Annotated in this window: 14 protein-coding genes; 6 read left to right on the top strand and 8 right to left on the bottom strand. The window is 71.0% G+C overall.

Going from position 1 to position 20,270, the window contains the following annotated elements; genetic code table 11:
• The first annotated feature begins 114 nt into the window (after window positions 1-114).
• The gene (locus tag JK361_RS01715) at window positions 115-795 is read left to right on the top strand and encodes a hypothetical protein (protein ID WP_201813793.1); all 681 of its coding nucleotides are present in this window, start codon (window positions 115-117) and stop codon (window positions 793-795) included.
• 197 nt (window positions 796-992) lie between these two features.
• On the opposite strand, the gene JK361_RS01710 is transcribed toward JK361_RS01715, so the two are convergent.
• Entirely contained in the window at window positions 993-3,905 is a 2,913-nt protein-coding gene (locus JK361_RS01710; protein ID WP_201813792.1) for a glycoside hydrolase family 48 protein, read from the bottom strand.
• A 268-nt stretch (window positions 3,906-4,173) separates the two neighbouring features.
• On the opposite strand from JK361_RS01710, the gene JK361_RS01705 reads away from it, so the two are divergent.
• Window positions 4,174-5,646 carry a cellulose binding domain-containing protein gene (locus tag JK361_RS01705; RefSeq protein ID WP_201813791.1) on the top strand — a complete coding sequence of 491 codons (1,473 nt, stop codon included), beginning with the start codon at window positions 4,174-4,176 and terminating at the stop codon, window positions 5,644-5,646.
• 31 nt (window positions 5,647-5,677) lie between these two features.
• The gene (locus JK361_RS01700; RefSeq protein WP_201813790.1) at window positions 5,678-7,486 is read left to right on the top strand and encodes a glycoside hydrolase family 6 protein; all 1,809 of its coding nucleotides are present in this window, start codon (window positions 5,678-5,680) and stop codon (window positions 7,484-7,486) included.
• A 208-nt stretch (window positions 7,487-7,694) separates the two neighbouring features.
• On the opposite strand, the gene JK361_RS01695 is transcribed toward JK361_RS01700, so the two are convergent.
• Both JK361_RS01695 and JK361_RS01690 read right to left on the bottom strand, forming a co-directional pair.
• Window positions 7,695-8,327 carry a hypothetical protein gene (locus JK361_RS01695; protein WP_201813789.1) on the bottom strand — a complete coding sequence of 211 codons (633 nt, stop codon included), beginning with the start codon at window positions 8,325-8,327 and terminating at the stop codon, window positions 7,695-7,697.
• 64 nt (window positions 8,328-8,391) lie between these two features.
• Window positions 8,392-9,081: a glycoside hydrolase family 75 protein gene (locus JK361_RS01690; RefSeq protein ID WP_201813788.1), complete on the bottom strand. Its 690-nt coding sequence runs from the start codon at window positions 9,079-9,081 to the stop codon at window positions 8,392-8,394.
• Between the two features lie 205 nt (window positions 9,082-9,286).
• Between JK361_RS01690 and JK361_RS01685 the strand changes: the two genes are divergently transcribed.
• On the top strand, window positions 9,287-9,898 hold the full coding sequence (locus JK361_RS01685; RefSeq protein WP_201813787.1) for a hypothetical protein: 612 nt from the start codon (window positions 9,287-9,289) through the stop codon (window positions 9,896-9,898).
• 226 nt (window positions 9,899-10,124) lie between these two features.
• On the opposite strand, the gene JK361_RS01680 is transcribed toward JK361_RS01685, so the two are convergent.
• The 3 genes from JK361_RS01680 to JK361_RS01670 all read right to left on the bottom strand — a co-directional run bounded on the left by JK361_RS01680 (window position 10,125) and on the right by JK361_RS01670 (window position 15,098).
• Window positions 10,125-10,961, bottom strand: a complete 837-nt coding sequence (locus tag JK361_RS01680; protein WP_201813786.1) for an aldo/keto reductase — start codon at window positions 10,959-10,961, stop codon at window positions 10,125-10,127.
• Between the two features lie 182 nt (window positions 10,962-11,143).
• Window positions 11,144-12,970: an AMP-dependent synthetase/ligase gene (locus tag JK361_RS01675; protein WP_201813785.1), complete on the bottom strand. Its 1,827-nt coding sequence runs from the start codon at window positions 12,968-12,970 to the stop codon at window positions 11,144-11,146.
• 637 nt (window positions 12,971-13,607) lie between these two features.
• Window positions 13,608-15,098: an MFS transporter gene (locus JK361_RS01670; protein WP_201813784.1), complete on the bottom strand. Its 1,491-nt coding sequence runs from the start codon at window positions 15,096-15,098 to the stop codon at window positions 13,608-13,610.
• A 109-nt stretch (window positions 15,099-15,207) separates the two neighbouring features.
• On the opposite strand from JK361_RS01670, the gene JK361_RS01665 reads away from it, so the two are divergent.
• Complete coding sequence (locus JK361_RS01665) at window positions 15,208-16,185, top strand: Lrp/AsnC family transcriptional regulator (protein WP_201813783.1); 978 nt, start codon at window positions 15,208-15,210, stop codon at window positions 16,183-16,185.
• A gap of 42 nt (window positions 16,186-16,227) precedes the next feature.
• Here the strand turns inward: JK361_RS01665 and JK361_RS01660 are convergent, their stop codons facing one another.
• On the bottom strand, window positions 16,228-17,097 hold the full coding sequence (locus tag JK361_RS01660) for a LysR substrate-binding domain-containing protein (RefSeq protein WP_201813782.1): 870 nt from the start codon (window positions 17,095-17,097) through the stop codon (window positions 16,228-16,230).
• 172 nt (window positions 17,098-17,269) lie between these two features.
• Between JK361_RS01660 and JK361_RS01655 the strand changes: the two genes are divergently transcribed.
• Window positions 17,270-18,370 carry a bile acid:sodium symporter family protein gene (locus JK361_RS01655; protein ID WP_201814228.1) on the top strand — a complete coding sequence of 367 codons (1,101 nt, stop codon included), beginning with the start codon at window positions 17,270-17,272 and terminating at the stop codon, window positions 18,368-18,370.
• Here JK361_RS01655 and JK361_RS01650 read toward each other — a convergent pair.
• The gene (locus JK361_RS01650; protein ID WP_201813781.1) at window positions 18,320-20,197 is read right to left on the bottom strand and encodes an exo-alpha-sialidase; all 1,878 of its coding nucleotides are present in this window, start codon (window positions 20,195-20,197) and stop codon (window positions 18,320-18,322) included. The genes JK361_RS01655 and JK361_RS01650 overlap by 51 nt on opposite strands.
• Between the last annotated feature and the right edge of the window lie 73 nt (window positions 20,198-20,270).

Here is a 20,270-nt window from a genome sequence, read left to right as displayed (position 1 = left end):
CGCGCCGTCAGGTCGTAGCCCCGGGCATCCATGGGCACGATTTCATTACAGGGGCTTCACATTCCGTTTCGAGGGGAGATCATTTAGATCTCAACAGCACGCACCAGGGGGGCCATGAGCGCCGACACCACACCACCGCCCATGCCGGCCTACGGACCGGCGGTCCCTCCGCCCGCGCCGCCGGGGAAGAGCCGTACCGTCCTCGTCGCCGCCGCGGCAGCCGTCGCGGCGGCCGTGATCTCGGCCCTGGTCACGGTGGGCGTCACCGGAGGAACCGAGGCGAAGCCGGCTCCCACCGTGACCGTCACGAAGACCGCCGCCGCGGACGACGGCGCCGCCGCGGCGGACGACGAGGCCACGCAGGCCGCCGACGACAGCGCGGACGGCGCGGACGACGAGGACGGGGTCTACGCACTGGACGACACCGTCGTCTACGAGCCGGACATCGAGGTCGCTCTCACGGGGCTCAAGCGGGCCGTGACCGGTGAGTACGCCGACCCGGAGAACACGCCTTACCTCAAGTTCACGGTCAGGCTCAAGAACGGCGGCAGCAAGCCCATCGACGCCACGCAGCTCACCGTCAACTGCTCCTACGGCCGGAAGGGCAAGAGCTCCGACTCGGTCTTCGACTCCGAGGCGGGCCTGGAGGGCGGCCCGGAGACCAAGCTCCTCTCCGGCCGCTCCCTCGACGTGCCCTGGGGCTGCGAACTCCCCAAGGGCGAGAAGCTGATCCAGATCGAGGTCACCCCCGACTTCGACTCGGATCCGGCGATCTTCACCGGAGACGTCAAGTAACCGACCGGGCGGGGGCGGCTCATGGACGCCCCCGGATAAGGGCGGCCCCTACCGCGGGTGGGGACCGCTCGGAAGAGGTGCGGTGTGCCCGCCCCCGCAGGGGCGCGCCCGTGTGCCGCGCACGCGGCAGTGCCGGGTGGGCGGCAGTGCCGGGTGGGCGGCACCGGCCGCGGACGGCCCGCGGCCGCGCTGCCGGTCTATTCCAGGAGTTCCGCGTACGAGCCCATGGCCAGTGCGATGTCCGCCTGCGCCCAGAACCGGTGGTACGTGAAGACGGGTGCCGCGCCGCCCGTGAGGTAGGCCTCGATCTTCGACCAGTTCGGGTCGCTCCGGTAGAAGGACCTGAGCGAGGCGAAGGTGGACGAGGAGTCGATCGCGTCACCGTTCGGCATGGTGCCGGTCCAGCCGCTCGGCACGTACACGCTCTCGCCGAACCGGCCGTAGTCGGTGCGGGTCTCGGGGACGGCGATGCCGAGGCCGTCCCGGTCGTGCTCCCACATGCCGTCCAGCAGCGCCTTCGCCGTGGACTTGGCCGCCGGGTCACCGGACCTCGCGGCGTAGTACGTCAGCGTCTTGGCGTACGCGGCGGCCACGCCGACGTCGTCGGTGTAGTCGGCGACGGTGACGTGGAGTCCGCTGTTGGTGCCGGGACTCGAGGCGTTCCAGGTGTCGGGCTGCCCCGACCACTGGAGGGTGGAGGGGATCCGGTAGGTGCCGTCCGGGTTGATCGTGGTCTTGGACAGCGCCCACTTCACCCACTTGTCGAGGATCGCCTTCGCGGTGGCGTTCCCGGTCTGCTGGTAGTACTCGGCGACGCGCTCCATCGACCACGCCTGGAACCCGAACCACTGGTTGGAGGGCGGGTCGTGGTAGACGGGCTGCCAGTCGTAGTACATGCCGTAGAAGGCGGAGGTGCCGGCCGGCGGGCTGGCGTACCGGCCCTGCCAGCTGTTGGTCGCGCCGCCCGCGATGCCGCCCTCGGACGACTGGAGCCACTGGTAGAACTCCAGCTGCCGCTGGAGCGACTTGCCCCAGTCGGTGGCGCCCGTCGCCGACTTGGGCTTCAGGTCGGCGTAGGAGCTGAGCGCGTAGGCGGCGAGGGGGTTCTGGTAACCGCCGTGCACATGGCTGGAGCCGATCCGCCAGGCCCAGCCGGCGCTGGTGTCGGTGGCGCCGCCCCAGGCGTAGTACCAGGACAGCAGGTAGTGCGAGGCGTCCTTGCCGGTGCCGGCCGGGCAGGACGGGCTCGTGCAGTTCCCGATCTTCTTGAAGTACTTGTCGTACATCGCGTACCGCAGGTAGTCGCCCATCTTCGCGGCCTTGGCGACCGTCGCGGAGACGTCACCGCCCTTGCCCTGCGCCTTCGCCCACACGTCGGCCCAGTACGCGGCCTGTACCGCGCGCGCGTCCGCGTCCGGGGCGTCGGTGTACTTCCACTGCCTGGCGTAGGAGGAGTCGCCGGTGAACAGGTCCAGATAGCCGTTCCTGCCGCCGTACTCGAAGGCGTCGCAGGTCGGCTGCGGGACCGTCTCCCAGACGGACTCCTGGGCCCCGCGCTGGAAGGTGTTGATGTACGACGGCCCGGTGGCCGTGGGGCCGGCCTCGCACTTGCCGGGCTCGTTGCCGTAGCCGTAGACGTTGTCGACGTCCTGGATCCAGTGCATGCCGTAGACGTCGTCCGTGCCGTACGCGGACTTCAGTTCGCCGGCGATCGGGTCAGCGCCCACCGGCACCGAGGTGTCCAGCTTCGCCGGATACTCGTTCGGGGTGTCCAGTTCGGGCGCGTAGGTGGCCGGCTTGGAGGCGTTGTAGAAGGAGTTCGTCGGCTGGTCGGCGTGGGTGGGGATCATGTACTTCTCCATGACGGCCCACGCGCCGTTGAACTTCGACCAGTCACCGGTGACCTTGCCGTACATCGCCTGGAGCCAGAGCAGGTAGCTGTACGCCTCCGAGGTGGTCTCGTGGCCCTGGTCCGGAGCCTCGACGATCAGTGTCTCCACCGAGTGGTACGGGATGCCCTCGGGGGAGAAGTAGCCGTTCGCCGGGTCGGTGATCCTCCCGTACAGGTCCAGGAAGCGCGCGTCGTACGCCTTCGACGCGGGCAGCTCCGTCACCGTGACCGTCGCCTTGGTGTGACCGGTGGCCGACGCGGTGAAGGTGGCGCTGCCGGTGCCGGAGGAGTCCGCCGTGACGGTCACGGTCTGCTCGGTGTTCCAGTCCGACGGCGTGAAGGTCAGTGCGGAACCGCCCGTCACGGACAGACCGGTGTTTCCGTCCGTGCGGGTGACGCCCACGGTCACGTTCGCGGCCGGCCGGGTCGACAGCTTCACCGCGAAGGTGCCCGATCCGCCCTGCTGGACGCCGAACCGGGACGGCGAGGCGACCACGGCGGGCCCGGAGGCGACGGTGACGCCGACCGGGGTGGAGGTGGCGGACGCGCCCAGGCTGTCGTACGCCTTCGCCAACAGAGAATGACTGCCCACGGTCAAACCGGAGACGGGGAGCGCGTACGGCGCGCTCGTGTCGGTGCCCAGCAGGGTGGTGTCGTCGTAGAACTCCACCTTGGCGATGGTGGCGTCGTCGGCCGCCGCCGCGGTCGCCGCTAGGGGCACCGCGTCCCCTTGTGTGTAGACCGCGCCCGGGCTCGGGCTGGTCAGCACCGTCACCGGCGGCTGGTGGGCGCCGGTGCAGGTCGTGCCGTTGACGGCGAACGAGGTCGGGGCGGTGTTGGTGCCGCTGTAGGTGAACTGGGCACCGGTGGAGACGGCGGCGCCCGCGGCGAGGGTGCCGTTGTACGAGGCGTTCTTCACCGTGACCGTCCGGCCGGACTGGGACCAGGTGCCGTTCCAGCCGTTGGCCAGCTTCTGGCTGCCGGTGTAGGCGTACGTCAGCGTCCAGCCGTCGACGGTGTCCGTGCCGCGGTTGGTGACCGTGAGGTCGGCGGTGAAGCCGGAACCCCAGTCGTTGGTCTTGTAGTCGACGCTGCACTGCACGGCTGCCGCGTGCGCGGCCGGCGTGCCCGTGGCGAGCATCGACAGGGGCAGGGCGAACACCGCGGCCACCGCGGTCCACCGCCGGCGCCCGGTTGTGCTCTTGGGTCCGGGATCCATGTGCTGGTTCCTCCTTGCGGGCTCGGGGGCTCGGGGCTCGGGCGAAGTCAAGGCTTGAACCAGTGGGAGCGCTCCCATAGTGGGGACGAGGGCAGGAGCGGTCAAGGTGCTTGAAGAGTCGAAAAGATTCGACGCGTCCGGTTGCGGAAAAGTCGGTCAACTCCCTGGGCATGCCAGCCACTTGGCGCTACCTTCCTTCGCACCAGTGGGAGCGGTTCCGTTCAGTCGACGCGTCCGTCACGACGCGCCAAGCTGCAAGGAGTCGCTCATGCGACACCCCCCGCGTTCAGTACTTTCAGCCGCCGCCGGTGCGGCCGCGCTCGTCGCGAGCGTGCTCGTCCCGGTGGTCTCGGCCCAGGGAGCCGCGCCCGCGTGCACGGTGGAGTACGCCGTCACCGGTCAGTGGGCGAACGGCTTCCAGGGCTCGGTGAAGATCACCAACAACCTGGCCCCGCTGAGCGGTTGGCGTCTCGGCTTCGAGCTCGCCGGCGGCCGGCAGGTCACCCAGGGCTGGAACGCCAAGTGGTCCCAGTCCGGCACCACGGTGACCGCGGCCAACGAGAGCTGGAACGGCACGCTCGGCACCGGCGCCAGTGTCAGCGCCGGGTTCCTCGCCTCCTGGTCGGGGAGCAACGCCGTGCCGACCGCGTTCAAGCTCAACGGCACCACCTGCAACGTCGACTCCGACCCGAGCACCCCGCCGACGACACCGCCGCCGTCCGACGGCACCGCACCCGCACTGCACGTCTCCGGCAACAAGCTCGTGGACTCGGCCGGCGAAACCCGCCGCCTGCTCGGCGTCAACCGCTCCGGCGGCGAGTTCATGTGCGTACAGGGCTACGGCATCTGGGACGGCCCGGTCGACGACGCCGCCGTGCAGGCGATCGCCGACTGGAAGGCGGGCGCGGTCCGCATCCCGCTCAACGAGGAGTGCTGGCTGGGCCTGTCCGACATCAAGCCCGAGTACGCCGGCGCCCACTACATCGCCGCCGTCCAGGACCTGGTGGCGCGGGTCGAGGCGCACGGCATGACCCCGATCCTCGAACTGCACTGGTCCTACGGCCGGTACACCGGAAACTCGGCGGGCTGCTCCGACGTGCACGCCACCTGCCAGAAGCCGATGCCCGACATGCAGTACAGCCCCTCGTTCTGGGCGTCGGTGGCGAGCACCTTCAAGGACGACCGGGCCACCGTGTTCGACCTGTTCAACGAGCCGTACCCGGACCGCGCGACCTCCAGTGCGACGGACGCCTGGAAGTGCTGGCGGGACGGCGGCAACTGCCCCGGGATCCCGTACGAGGTCGCCGGAATGCAGGATCTCGTCGACGCCGTCCGCGGCACCGGAGCCGAGAACGTCATCATGGCCGGCGGGCTGGCGTACTCCAACGACCTCGGCCGGTGGACCGCGTACAAACCCGATGATCCGGCTGGCAATCTCGCCGCCGCCTACCACGTCTACAACTTCAACGCCTGCGCGAACGAGAGCTGCTGGAACTCCACGCTCGCCCCGGTCGCCGCACAAGTACCCCTGATCGCGGGGGAGATCGGCGAGAACACCTGCTCGCACGGGTTCACCGACCAGGTCGTGAAGTGGTTCGACGACCGGAACCTGTCCTACCTGGGCTGGACCTGGAACACCTGGGACTGCTCCTCCGGCCCGTCCCTCATCTCCGCCTACGACGGCACACCCACCGCGTACGGCGCCGGGCTGCGCGACCACCTGCGCGCCCTCAACCCGTAGATCCCACGGAACACCGAAGGAACCCCCACTCATGACTCGTACCAGAACATCACTGCTCGCCGCCCTGACACTGGTCGCCGCGACCACCGGCACGGCCCTGCTCATCGCACCGGCCGGCGCCGCGACCGCCGCGGTCCCGTGCAGCGTCGACTACCAGGTCCAGAACCAGTGGGACTCCGGCTTCACCGCCGCCGTGACCGTCACCAACAACGGCGCGGCCAAATCGGGCTGGTCGCTGAAGTGGTCGTACGCCGGCGACCAGAAGGTCACCAGCGGCTGGAACGCCAAGATCAGCCAGAGCGGCACCGCGGTCACCGCGGCCAACGAGAGCTACAACGGCTCGCTCGCGACCGGCGGCACGGTCGCCTTCGGCTTCAACGGGTCCTACAGCGGCACCAACGCCGTTCCCGCCACCTTCACGCTCGACGGTGTGGCCTGCAACGTGGACGGCGGCACCGGCGGCGGCACCGGCGGCGGCACCGGCGGCGGCACCGGTGGGGGCACCGGTGGGGGCACCGGCGGCGGCACCGGTGGGGGCACCGGTGGGGGCACCGGTGGGGGCACCGGTGGCGGGACGGGCGGCGGAGGCACCGGCGGCCGTGCCGACAACCCCTACAGCGGGGCCAAGGTCTACGTGAACCCGGAGTGGTCGGCCAAGGCCGCCGCCGAACCGGGGGGCAGCCGCATCGCCGGCCAGCCCACCGCGGTCTGGCTCGACCGGATGGCCGCCATCGAGGGCGTCGACGGCGGCATGAGCCTGCGCGACCACCTGGACGAGGCGCTGAAGCAGAAGGGCTCCGGCGAACTCGTCGTCCAGCTGGTCGTCTACGACCTGCCCGGCCGTGACTGCGCCGCTCTCGCCTCCAACGGCGAGCTGGGACCGGACGACATCGACGAGTACAAGACCCGGTACATCGATCCGATCGCGTCCGTCCTGTCCGACGCCAAGTACGCGGGCCTGCGGATCGCCACCGTCATCGAGCCGGACTCGCTGCCCAACCTGGTCACCAACGCCGGCGGCACCAACACCACCACCGACGCCTGCGTGACCATGAAGTCCAACGGCAACTACGAGAAGGGCGTCGGCTACGCCCTGGACAAGCTCGGCGCCATTCCGAACGTGTACAACTACATCGACGCAGGCCATCACGGCTGGGACTCCAACCTCGGTCCCTCGGTCCAGGAGTTCTACAAGGTCGCCACCACCAATGGCGCGAGTGTGAACGACGTGACCGGCTTCATCGTCAACACCGCCAACTACAGCCCCACCAGGGAGCCGTACTTCGAGGTCACCGACAGTGTGAACGGGCAGACCGTGCGCCAGTCGAAGTGGGTCGACTGGAACCAGTACGTGGACGAGCAGTCCTTCGCCCAGGCGCTGCGGGACAAGCTCGTCGCGGCCGGGTTCGACTCCACCCTCGGCATGCTGGTCGACACTTCGCGCAACGGCTGGGGCGGCTCCGCCCGGCCCACCGGTGCCGGCCCGCTGACCTCCGTCGACGCCTACGTCAACGGCGGCCGCGTCGACCGGCGCATCCATGCCGGCAACTGGTGCAACCAGAGCGGTGCCGGGCTCGGCGAACGGCCGACCGCCGCTCCGGCGGCCGGAATCGACGCCTACGTGTGGGTGAAGCCCCCGGGTGAGTCGGACGGGGCCAGCTCCGCCGTCGACAACGACGAGGGCAAGGGCTTCGACCGGATGTGCGACCCCACCTACGGCGGCAACGCCCGCAACGGCAACAATCCCACGGGCGCCCTGCCGAACTCGCCGCTGGCCGGGCACTGGTTCTCCGCCCAGTTCCAGCAGCTGATGCAGAACGCCTACCCGCCGCTGTCCTGAAGCGGTGACCCCGCCGGGCCGGGCACGCCGCCCGGTCCGGCGCGGAGGCCGCGGTCCTGTTTGCTGACGTCTTCGTACTCGCCGCGTACACGGTGCACACGGCGTTACGACCCGCCCAAGCCGTTTTCTCTGCGGCCTGGCCACCCGTTACGACCGGACCGCCACCATCTACCTCGCAGGATTTGACCTCGCCGCCGTTTTCATCTGGTCAGCGAGGTGAGCCGAGGGAAACGCCCTCGGCCTCAGGATCGACAGAAGTGCGTTTGTAGTGACATGGGTAGGGATAGGGGTCCCCTCCGTCCGCGTGGACGGTCCCATTCAGCCGCAGCTTTCCATGCTCCAAATAGAAATCCAGAATCTGGATGTCGTTGTGATTATTGAAACGAAGCACCAGATAAGGTGACAGGCCGGGATCTTTGTTGACCCCATGCCATTTTCCGTCGCTTGAACGGCGTGTCACCTGCGCGTCCGGCACGGGTCCGTCCCACTGGACCGGAAAATCCTTACTGGAGAAGGTGTAATCGTCACGTAGCCGAACTATCGGCGACCCGCATCTCCGCTCCCCGTCCCACCGGCCGACCAATTCGTGATGAGTGACGCTCTCTGGAGTGGCGACGGGTTTACCCGTCCCACAAGCGGTCGAGGCGAGTACCGCCAAGGTGGCAGTCGCAATGCCTGCACTGATGCGAAATATGTCGGTCTTCACACTGTCCGCTTCCAGCCGTTGGATGGCGCCCAGTATGCCGGTCGGTGATCCGAAGGAGAGAACCTGGCCCGGAACCGCCCGGAGCCGCCCGGAGCCGCCCGGAGCCGGCCGGTGGCGTGTGGTGCCGTATCGCATGGACTGCGACGACACTTGACCTGGAGTGCTCTCCAAGTGATGGACTTCCGGCCGCCACCGACGGTCAGTTGTTCGCGATGAATTGCCTGGCCAGCTGGTCGCCGAGGGAGACCGCGGCGCTGTGGCTCTCGATGGGGGAGACCTTGGAGTTCTTGAACAGGATGTAGGTCACGCCCGAGTCGGTGCCGCCGGTCTCCGGATCGGGGTCGATGCCAAGGGCCTTGGCGGTGGCGTACGACGCCTCGCCGATGATCTGCGTGGGGCCGGTGTCGCCGACGACGGCGTACTCCACCTTGTTGTTGTAGACGACGGCGACCACACCGCCGCCCTTGATGCCGGCGCCGGAGTAGTTCCAGATGCTGCTGGAGCTGGGCACGACGACGTACGGCAGGGTCTCCGCCTTCAGCGGCTTGCCGTCGGACTGGTGGAAGGCGGTGTCGTCCTGGTACCAGGGGTCGCGGTCCTCGTTGCAGTTGGTGGTGCGCTGGCCGTCGCAGTCGACGTCCATGTCGGCCTTCCAGAAGACCGCGCCGTTCTTGCCGCACACGGGGACCGTGGCCGACGTCTCGTCGTCGGTCTTGTACTTGCCGTTGGAGATCTGCGAACAGGACGTCACCTTGGCGAGCAGGTCGGCGGCGCTGACGGTGCCCTCCTGGGCGGAGCCGGCGTCGGCCGAGGCGTGGGCGGGGAGGAGTCCGGCGGCGAGCAGGGCGGTTCCGGAGGCCGCGGCGAGGGTGAGGGCGCGAAGGCGCATGTGGGGGAGCCCTTCTGTTAGGAAAGTTTCCTTACCGGTGCCGTACACCGTGTCTCTGTCGACATGCCCCCGTCAACCCCGGGGTTGCGAACGGCTGAAACCGGCGCGTATTGCGGTGATTTTGGTCGCTGGAGAGACTGGTTGGGCCGGATGAGTGACATCTGTCCGGCTTTGTCTGCGGTCACAGTCCCCGGAGGCGAGGCTCATGTTCGTACGCGCGGTGTATGCGACCGGTGATCCGGCCCTGCTCGACTCGGCCGTCCGGTCGCTGAACAGCGGGGGGCGGGACCTGCTGGAGGAACGCCCCGGGTACCGCGGAGCGGGCGTGTTCGCGGACCGGGAACTCGGCAAGCTCCTCGCGGTGAGCTGGTGGGAGACCGAGGAGGCGCGGCGCAACAGCGACGAGGTGATGCGCGAGCGGCGCGGTCAGCTCCTGGAGCCGTTCGCGGGCACGGTGTCGGTCGCCAACTACGAGGTCGCGGTGTTCCACCAGGTCGAGCACCCGCGCCAGGGCGGCGGACTGCGCGCCACCCGGATGGAGTTCGACCCGCGTGACGCGGATCTGGTCGTCGACACCTTCCGGGCCACGGTGGTGCCGCGGGTCGAGCCGCTGCCTGGGCTGGCCGGGACGTGCCTCCAGATCGACCGCGAGCGGGGGCTGGGCGTGGCCGGGATCCTGTTCGTCGACCGCGCCTCGCTGGCCGCCTCGCGCGCGGCCGTGGCGGCCGTGCGTCACGAGGCGTCGGCGAAGGCGCACGTGGACGTGGTCGGCCTGGAGGAGTTCGAGGTGGTGCACGCGGACGTGCGCTTCGACTGAACCGCCGGCCCGCGCCGGACGCGAATCCCGGCGGACCGTTCCGCACGGGTGCGCGGCTTCGCCGTCCCTCCGGCCGTTCGGCACGGGTGCCGCGGCTTCGCCGTCCCCCGGACCGCCGGGACCGCCCGGCAGGTGCGCGGGCCCGGAAACGGCACACGGCCGTACGTCCCGCCGGTGTACGGGAGGTACGGCCGCGCCGGACCGGGACGCCGGCACCGGGTGGGGGTCAGCCCATGTCGAAGGTGGCGGGGTCGGGCCCGAGGCGCCGGTCCTCGTTGAGCGCGCTGATCGCCGCGAGGTCCTCGGTGTCCAGGCTGAAGTCGAACACGTCGATGTTCTCCTTGATCCGGGACGGCGTCACGGACTTCGGGATCACCACGTTGCCGAGCTGGAGGTGCCAGCGCAGCACGACCTGGGCCGGGGTGCGGTTGTGCTTCTGCGCGATCGCGACGACCGCCGGCACCTCCAGCAGGCCCTTGCCCTGGCCGAGCGGCGACCAGGCCTCGGTGGCGATGCCCTGCTCGGCGTGGAACTCCCGCGCCGCGCGCTGCTGCAGATGCGGGTGCAGCTCGATCTGGTTGACCGCCGGTACGACCGAGGTCTCGGCGAGCAGCCGCCGCAGGTGCTCGGGCAGGAAGTTGGAGACGCCGATGGCCCGGACACGGCCGTCGGCGTGCAGCTTCTCGAACGCCTTGTAGGTGTCGGTGTACTTGCCGCGGCTGGGCACCGGCCAGTGGATCAGGTACAGGTCGATGTAGTCGAGCCCGAGCTTCTCCAGCGACGCGTCGAAGGCGCGCAGCGTGGAGTCGTAGCCCTGGTCGCTGTTCCAGAGCTTCGTCGTGACGAAGATGTCCTCGCGGGGCAGACCGGAGGCGGCGATGGCCTTGCCGGTGCCCTCTTCGTTGCCGTAGATCGCAGCGGTGTCGATGCTGCGGTACCCGGCCTCCAGTGCCGTGGCGACGGCCCGCTCGGCCTCGGCGTCAGGCACCTGCCAGACGCCGAAACCCAGCTGGGGCATCTCGACGCCGTTGTTGAGGATGATCGGGGGGACCTTGCTGCTCACGAGCCTTTGATCCTTCGGTTGTCGACAGGTGGTACTCCCATCGTCAACGATCACGGCCCGCCCCGCATTCCTGTCTGCGGAATCCGTTCCGACTGACCGGCACGTCAGTGATCCGCACGGAACGGGTCCGCGGAACCGGCCGAGGTGCCCGTCCCGGGCCGCCTGCCACCGGTGACGGGACGTCAGCCCTGGTAGAGGGCGTCCACCTCGTTCACGTACGCCTTCTCGATCGCCTTCCGCTTCAGCTTCAGCGACGGCGTGAGCAGACCGTGTTCCTCGGTGAACGGCTGGGCCAGGATGCGGAAGGTGCGGATCGACTCGGCCTGGGAGACAAGGGTGTTGGCGGCGACCACCGCCCGCCGCACCTCCGTCTCCAGATCCGGGTCGCGCACCAGGTCGGCCGGGGCCATCCTCGGCTTGCCGCGCATCTGGAGCCAGTGCTCGACCGCCTCCTGGTCCAGGGTGACCAGGGCGGCGATGTAAGGGCGGTCGTTGCCGACCACGATGCACTGGTTGACCAGCGGGTGCTCGCGGACCCGTTCCTCCAGCACGCCCGGGGAGACGCTCTTGCCGCCGGACGTCACCAGGATCTCCTTCTTGCGGCCGGTGATGGTCAGATAGCCGTCCTCGTCCAGCGACCCCAGGTCGCCGGTGGCGAGCCAGCCGTCGTGCAGGGTCTCGTCGGTGGCCTTCGGGTTGTTGAGGTAACCCTGGAAGACGTTGCCGCCGTGCAGCCAGATCTCCCCGTCGTCGGCGATGTGCACGGTCATGCCCGGTATGGCCTGCCCCACGGTGCCGTAGCGGGTGCGCTCGGGCGGATTGGCGGTCGCCGCGGCCGTCGACTCGGTCAGGCCGTAGCCTTCGTAGATCTGCACCCCCGCGCCCGCGAAGAACAGCCCCAGGCGGCGGTCCATCGCCGAGCCGCCGGACATCGCGTTGCGGATACGGCCGCCCATCGCGGCGCGGACCTTTCCGTAGACGAGCTTGTCGAACAGCTGGTGCTGCATCCGCAGCCCCGCCGACGGGCCGGGCCCGGCGCCCCACGCCTTCGCCTCCACCGCCTCCGCGTACTTCACGGCGATGTCGACGGCCTTCTCGAACGGCCCCTCCTTGCCCTCCTTCTCGGCCTTGCGGCGGGCCGCGTTGAACACCTTCTCGAAGATGTACGGCACCGCGAGGATGAAGGTCGGCCGGAACGCCGCCAGATCGGGCAGCAGGGCGGCCGCGTGCAGCTGCGGCTGGTGCCCGAAGCGGACCCGGCCGCGGATCGCGGCGACCTCCACCATCCGCCCGAAGACGTGCGCGAGCGGCAGGAACAGCAGAGTGGAGGCCGCATCGTCCTTCTTGGTGTGGAACACCGGCTGCCACCGCTCGATCATCGTGTCCGCCTCGAACATGAAGTTCGCGTGCGAGAGGACGCAGCCCTTGGGCCGGCCGGTGGTGCCGGAGGTGTAGATGATCGTGGCGACCGATTCCGGGGTGACCGCCTGCCGGTGCCGGTGCACCACCTCGTCGTCCAGGTGCGCCCCGGCGTCGTACAGCTCCTGCACACAGCCGGCGTCCAGCTGCCACAGCTCGCGCAGCTGCGGCAGCCGGTCGATGACGGTGGCGATGGTCATCGCGTGGTCCTCGTGCTCCACGATCGCCGCGGACACCTCGGCGTCGTACAGCATCCAGAAGCACTGCTCTGCCGACGAGGTGGGGTAGACGGGCACCACCTGGGCGCCGATGGTCCACAGCGCGAAGTCGAACAGGGTCCACTCGTAGCGGGTACGGGACATGATCGCGACCCGGTCGCCGAAGCGGACGCCCCTGGCGAGCAGGCCCTTGGCGAGGGCGAGGACCTCGTCGCGGAACTCGGCGGCGGTGACGTCCCGCCACTGTCCGGAGTCGTCCTTGCGGCCCAGCGCGATGTGCAGCGGGTCGGTCCGGGCATGCTCGAACACGACGTCTGCCAGACCGCCCACCGGCGGCGGCGACGCCAGCGGAGGGTTGGTGAACTCGCGCAACCTCGCTCCCCGTCTCTCGGCCTCAGTGCCGTTGGTCCGCGCACCGCACAGCGCGGTGAAAGCTACCCCACGCGGTCGGCCCACGGGAGGGGGGCGGAAACCGAGCAAACCTCACGTTTTTCCCGGACGACGACCGGGAAATGCCCGCACATGGGGAAGGGCCGGACACAATACTGACGGGTCAGTAAGTTTCGGTGCCGTAATCTCCACCGAATCTGTACGCACCGATTACCGGGATCCCCGGGCGCGGGAGGGGCGAGGGAGGGGCGCGGAAGGGGCGCGGGACGGCCGCGGGAGGGGCGCGAGCGACCCCGGAACGGCCGCAGGAGGGGCGCGGGAGGGGTGCGAGCGACCCCGGAACGGCCGCGGAACGGCCGCAGGGCGGCCGCGGACCGCTGCTCCGTGACCGCCCCGGCCGCCCGCAGGCACCGCCCGCCGTCTCGGCCGCGGGCCATCGCCGTCTCGGCCGCGGGCCATCGCCGTTTCAGCCGCGGGCCATCGCCGTTTCAGCCGGGGGCCAGCACCGTCTCGGCCGCGGGCCACCGCCGTCTCGGCCGCGGGCCACCGCCGTTTCAGCCGCGGAGACCGCCGTCTCGGCCGTGTGCCACCGCCGTCTCGGCCGCGGGCGACCGTCGTCTCAGCCGCGAGCCACCGCCGTCTTCTTTGCCGGTGCCCCGTCGGAGGTCTTCGGGGGGACCGGTCGGCCCGCGCGCACCAGGACCAGCACCAGGGCGCCCGCCACGATCCCGGCCAGGCCCGTGACCACCAGCGCGCCGTCGAGACCTGAGGCGAACGCGGCACGCAGGGTGTGCTCGGGGAAGCCGCCGCGCAGCGCCCCCGCACCGCCGCCGGCCAGCGCATGCGCCGCGCCGCTCGGCAGCGGGCCGGTCATCCGCGAGGTGAGCACTGTGCCGAAGACCGCCACCCCGAGCGCGTACCCCAGCTGCCGGACCGTGTTCACCGCACCGCCCGCCATCCCGGACCGCTCCGCCGGCACCGCCGCAAGCGCCGCCCCGGCCACCGTAGGCGCCACGAACCCGGTGCCCATCCCGACCAGCACGAACCCGGGCACCAGCGCCGTCCAGTCCGAGCCCGCGTCCAGCACCGCCTGGCACAGGGTGCCCGCGGCGATCAGCAGCAGCCCGCCGCCGACGGTCAGCCAGGCCGGCACCCCGTGCAGCAGCCGGCCGACCAGGACCGCGACCACCATGGAGACCGCCGTCATCGGCAGCAGCGTCAGCCCGGCACGCACCGGCGACATGCCGAGCAGCGTCTGCATCCATATCGACAGATAGGCGATCCCGCCGAACGCCACCCCGTTGAAGGCGAACGCGCCCAGCATCGTCCCGACGAACGCCGGCCGGCGCAGCAGCGACAGGTCCAGCAGCGGATGCGCCACCCGCCGCTCCACCAGCACGAAGACCACCAGGGCGAGCGCGGCCGCGGCGAACGCGGTCAGGGCGGCGGGGGCCGTCCAGCCGTCCTCACCGGCGCGCACGACGGCGTAGGTCGCCCCGCCCGCGAAGCCCGCGAAGGCCGCCGTACCCGCCCAGTCGACGGTCATCCCGCGCGGCCCGCGCGACTCGGGGACCGCCCGCAGCGTCAGCCACACCGCCACGACACTCACCGGCAGGTTCACATAGAAGATCCACCGCCAGCCCGGCCCCTCCGCGATCAGCCCGCCCAGCACCGGCCCGACCGCCGCGGCGCCGCCGCTGACCGCACCCCACACGCCGAGCGCGGCGGAGCGATGCCGCCCCTGGTAGACGGACCCCAGCAGCGGCAGGGTCGTCGCGAACATGGCAGCCCCGCCGAGACCCTGGAGCGCCCGCGCGGTCACCAGCAGTTCCGGCCCCGACGCCAGCCCGCACAGCAGGCTGGCCGCCGCGAACAGTGCGACGCCGGCCACGTGCACCCGCCGCCGGCCCAGGATGTCGGCCGCGGCGCCCACGCCGAGCAGCAGCGCGGCCAGCGCCAGGGCGTACCCGTCGACCACCCACTGAAGATCGCCCAGCGATGCGTGCAGCGAGCCGGCCATGTCCGGCAGCGCCACCACCACGATGGTCACGTCCAGCAGCAGCATGAACGTGCCCAGGCACACGGCCGTGAGCGTCCCCCACCTATGCATTCCTCAACTCCCCTGTACGAACGGCTGCGTATCGCTGCGTACGATGACCAAAGACGGCCGATCAGACGTCGCACACAGCCGAACGCGACGGAATCCGACGGGGAATGGCATGCTGCGGATGGAATCCGACACCTTCGATCTGCTGGACCTCCAGCTGCTCTCGGCCCTGGAGGTCGACGGCCGGGCCCCCTTCAGCCGGATCGCCGCCGTCCTCGGCGTCTCCGACCAGACGATCGCCCGGCGCTACCGCCGCCTGTGCGCCGAGGGCGGCCTCCGCGTCGTCGTCCTGCGGGACGCCGTACGCCTCGGCCAGGACCAGTGGATGCTGCGGCTGCGTTGCGCGCCCGACGGCGCCGCCGTCATCGCCGACGCGCTCGCCCGACGCCCCGACACCCACTGGATCGGGCTGGTCTCGGGCGGCACCGAGATCGCCTGCATCACCCGGCCGCGCAGCCCCGGCGACCACGACGACCTGCTGCTCGGCAAACTGCCCCGCACCCCGAGCGTCGTCGAGATCCGCGCGCTGCAACTCCTGCACCGCTTCTACGGCGGCCCGGTCGGCTGGCTGCCCAAGTTCCGGGCGCTCAGCGAGGAGCAGACCGCCGCCCTGCGCCCCGACCTGCCCGAACCCGGACCGGCCCGCCTGGAGCCCGAAGACGCCCCGCTGCTCGCCGTCCTCGAACGCGACGGCCGCGCCACCTACCCCGAACTCCAGCGCGCCACCGGCCGCTCCGAGTCCGCGGTCAAGCGCCGCCTCTCCACCCTGATCGCCTCCGGCGCGGTGTACGTCGACATCGAGTACGACTCGGAGATCCTCGGCTACCCCAAGGCGGCCATCCTGTGGATCACCACCGCCCCGGGGGCCCTGGACTCCGTCGGCCGCACGCTCGCCACCCACGACGAGATCGCCTTCGCGTCCGCCACCGCCGGCCCCTCCCACATCGTCGTCACCGCCGTCGTCCGCGACACCGCGGCCCTGTACGCCTACCTGAGCGGCCCCCTGGGCCGTCTGGAGGGAGTCCAGCACGTGGAGGCGACCCCCTTCCTGCGCCGGGTGAAGCAGCTGACCTACCGCCCCGGGCGGTGACGGACAGGGACCCGCACGGAGGGCGCCGGGGGCCCGCCGGTGTCAGCCGCCGCTTCGCCGCAGCCGCTCGCCGCCCGCCAGGATCGCCGCCGCCAGCGCGTTGGCCGCGCCCTCGGCCGGGCCCCGGTTGCGGCCGTGGACGAGCACGAAGTCGACCTTGCCCAGCTCGGGCAGGGCCGCGCGCTCGGGCAGCCGGAACAGACCCGGCGGGATCAGCCGCCGGGAGTGGGCCATCACCCCGAGGCCGGCGCGGGCCGCGGCGATCAGCCCGTTGAGGCTGCCGCTCGTGCACGCGATCCGCCACTCACGGCCCTGCCCCTCCAGGACCTCCAGCGCGCGGGCACGCGTGATGCCCGGCGGCGGATACACGATCAGCGGCACCGGCCGGTCCGGGTCCAGCCGGAGCCGCTCGGCGCCGATCCACACCAGGTCGTCGCGCCAGACCAGCTCACCGCGGGGATCCTCCGGGCGCCGCTTGGCCAGCACCAGATCGAGCTTCCCGGCGGCCAGCCGCTCGTGCAGGGTCCCGGACAGCTCCACCGTCAGCTCCAGGTCGACCTCAGGGTGGTCGTAGCGGAAGCCCTCCAGGATCTCCGGCAGCCGGGTCAGGACGAAGTCCTCCGAGGCGCCGAACCGCAACCGGCCACGCACGCGCGTGCCGGTGAAGAACGCCGTCGCCTGCTCGTGCACCGCCAGGATCCGGCGGGCGAACCCCAGCATCGCCTCGCCGTCCTCGGTCAGCTCAACCGAATGGGTGTCCCGGAAGAACAGCTGCCGGCCGGCGGCCTCCTCCAGCCTGCGCACATGTTGGCTCACCGTGGACTGGCGCAGCCCCAGCCGCCGGGCGGCCTGGGTGAAGCTCAGCGTCTGGGCGACCGCGAGGAAGGTGCGCAGCTGGGTCGGCTCGTACACGTGCCCGAGCCTAGCGGCTCATCGTGGAACGTGATGACAGTAAGAGCGGTGTGCGGGATTCCCGATCGGCGGCCCGGAGGGGACGATGAAGGGGGGTCTTGCGGCCCCGGACCGTACGAACGACGCACACAGCAATCGGAGCACCGTGAAACGCCTGCGCTGGCCGAGTTGGATGCCGATCGACCCGTACATCGTGGTGCTGCTCGCGACGGTGGGTCTCGCCGCGCTGCTCCCGGCCCGAGGCGCGGCGGCCGACGTCGCCTCGGGCGCCTCCACGGCCGCGATCGCCTTCCTCTTCTTCCTCTACGGCGCCCGGCTGTCCACCCGGGAGGCGCTGGACGGACTGAAGCACTGGCGGCTCCACACCACCGTCCTGATCTGCACCTTCGTCGTCTTCCCGGTGTTCGGCCTCGCCGCGCGGGGGCTGGTGCCGGCCCTGCTGACCCAGCCCCTCTACCAGGGCCTGCTGTTCCTGACGCTGGTGCCGTCCACGATCCAGTCGTCCATCGCGTTCACCTCGATCGCCCGCGGCAACGTGCCCGCGGCGATCTGCGCCGGGTCCTTCTCCTCCCTGGTCGGCATCGTCGTGACCCCGCTGCTCGCGGCCGGGCTGCTCGGCGGCGACGAGGTCGGGTTCTCCACGGACTCCCTGGTCAAGATCGTGCTCCAGCTGCTGGTGCCGTTCCTCGCCGGGCAGGTGCTGCGGCGCTGGATCGGCGGCTTCGTCACCCGGCACAAGAAGGTCCTCGGTCTCGTCGACCGCGGCTCCATCCTGCTGGTCGTCTACACCGCCTTCAGCGAGGGCATGAACCAGGGCATCTGGCACCAGGTCAGTCCCGTGCGGCTGGCCGGGCTGCTCGGCGTCGAGGCCGTCCTGCTGGCCGTGATGCTGGTCCTGACCTGGTACGGCGCCAGGGCGCTCGGCTTCGGCCGGGAGGACCGGATCGCCATCCAGTTCGCCGGGTCGAAGAAGTCCCTCGCCTCCGGACTGCCGATGGCGAGCGTCCTGTTCGCCGGCCATGCCTCCCTGGCCGTCCTGCCGCTGATGCTGTTCCACCAGATGCAGCTGATGGTGTGCGCGGTCCTCGCCAAGCGCCGGGCCGCCGATCCGGAGACGACCGCGGACACGTCCGAGGCTACGGCGGATGCGTCCGAGGCTACGGCGGATGCGTCCGAGGGAACGGCGGACGCGTCCGAGGGGACCGGGGAGGCGCCGCGGGGGTCAGCCGCGAACCCGGTCCAGGGGCAGCCACAGGACCGTGTCCTGCGGTGACCGCAGCACGTCAGGGTCCGCCAGCTCCTCGTCGGTGAGCGCCCGGTCCCACACCCGCACCTCGTCCAGCGCGCCGGTGAGGAAGGCGCGGCTGTCCATGCGCTGACCCACGTGGACCCCGAAGGGCGAGTAGCGGCTGACCGAGCCCGGTACGTCCAGCGCGGAGGACTCCGTACCGTCGACGGACAAGGCCAGCCGGCCTCCGCCCCGGCGGAGTACGGCGTGGTGCCATTCGCCGTCGTTGTACGCGGCGGTCGTGCGCACGGACACGGTCCGCGGCGCGGCGGCCCCGTTCCGCGCGGTGATCAGCGCCTGGACACGGCTGCCGGCCGGTTCGCCGCGCAGCCACACCTGCGGCTGACTGCCGCCGATGCCCCCCATCCACAGGAACGGCTGCTCCCCGGCGGTCGCCGTGTACCGGAACCAGAGCGACGCCGTGAAGTCCTCCGCGCCCAGGGGGAGCCCGGTGCGGTACGGCAGGCGGACGGCGTCGCCGGCGCCGTCGAACTCCAGCGCGTCCCCGGACACCCCGTCCGTCTGCTCCGGGTCGCCGAGCACCGCGGCCGGGCGGGCGTGCCGGGCGAGGTCGGGGGTGACCGGGTCGGGGCCGCGGCGCGGCGCCAGCCAGTCCTCGGTGAAGCGGGCGAAACGGATCTCGTCGCGGGCGTCCACCGCACCGCCCTCGTACAGCAGGCCGATCGTGGCGGAGCCGATGCGCACCAGGTCGGAGTAGCCGGACCAGTCCGTGGTGACGACGGTGCCGCGGTCCACGCCGTCCCAGGTCCGGCCGCCGTCGTAGGAGGAGCGGATCATCATGGTGCGGCGCCGGTCGGGGTCGCCGGGGCAGGCCAGCAGGATGCGGTCGCCCAGCCGCAGCATCGAACCCTGCACCTGCGGGGTGTACAGGTCCGGCAGGTCGTGGAAGGGCGCGGTGAAGCTGCCGCCGCCGTCGCGGCTGACGGCCTGGGTGCGGTGCCCGAGGTCGGTGCCGTCCTGCTCCCGGCCGCTGACCAGCACCGAACCGTCCTCACGTTCGGTGAGGGTGAGTTCGGAGGGCTTCTGCCGGAAGGTGCCGTCGGCGGCGATGGGCCAGGTGTCGGTGGCGCCGATCCGCCAGTGGCCGCCGTGGTCGTCGCTGACGATCAGGGCCGCGTGGTTGGCGGAGATCCTGCTGCCGCCCCAGGTCTCGGTGTTGACGCCGAACACCAGGCGTCCCGCGTGCCGGCCGCGGGTGAGCTGGATCCCGTGCACGGGCCCGGTGGCGTACCAGGAGTTCCAGTCGGCGGGCAGGATCTCGGGGCTCAGATCGCGCGGCTGGGACCAGGTCCTGCCGTCGTCGTCGCTGTACTGCATGTGCGGGGTGCGGTCACAGGGGACCGGGCAACCGGCGCTGTCCGTACGGCCGGTGTTGTACGTCTCGGCGAGCCAGATACGGCCGGTGGAGCGGTCGACGACCGGTGCCGGGTTGCCGTGGGTGTCGCCGGCGCCCTCGTTGACCACCTGGAGCGGTCCCCAGGTGCGGCCGCCGTCGGTGGAACGTTTGACCACGAGGTCGATGTCGGCCGCGTCCCCGCAGTTGAGAACGCGGCCCTCGGCGAACGCCAGCAGCGTGCCCTCGGTCGTCCGGACGACCGCCGGGATGCGGAAGCACGCGTATCCGGGGTCCTGGGACGCCTTGAACAGCACCTGCTGTTCGAACTGCGGGGCTCCGGCCGCCGGCCGGGCGTGCGCCGGATGGGCGGGCACGAAGGGAACGAGCAGACCGGCCGCCGTGACGGCGACGGCGGCGAGAACGGATCTGAGACGGGCGCGAAGACATGACGGCACGGTGCGACCTGCCCTTCATCGGCCGGACATCTGGTCATCCGGACATCCCACGTCCAACGTGCGTCCCATCGAC

Origin of the sequence: Streptomyces musisoli, from assembly GCF_016741855.1 — a bacterium.
Lineage (GTDB): Bacteria > Actinomycetota > Actinomycetes > Streptomycetales > Streptomycetaceae > Streptomyces > Streptomyces musisoli.
Note: the sequence above shows the minus strand (reverse complement) of the source record. Positions and strands in the feature narration are given on the sequence as shown.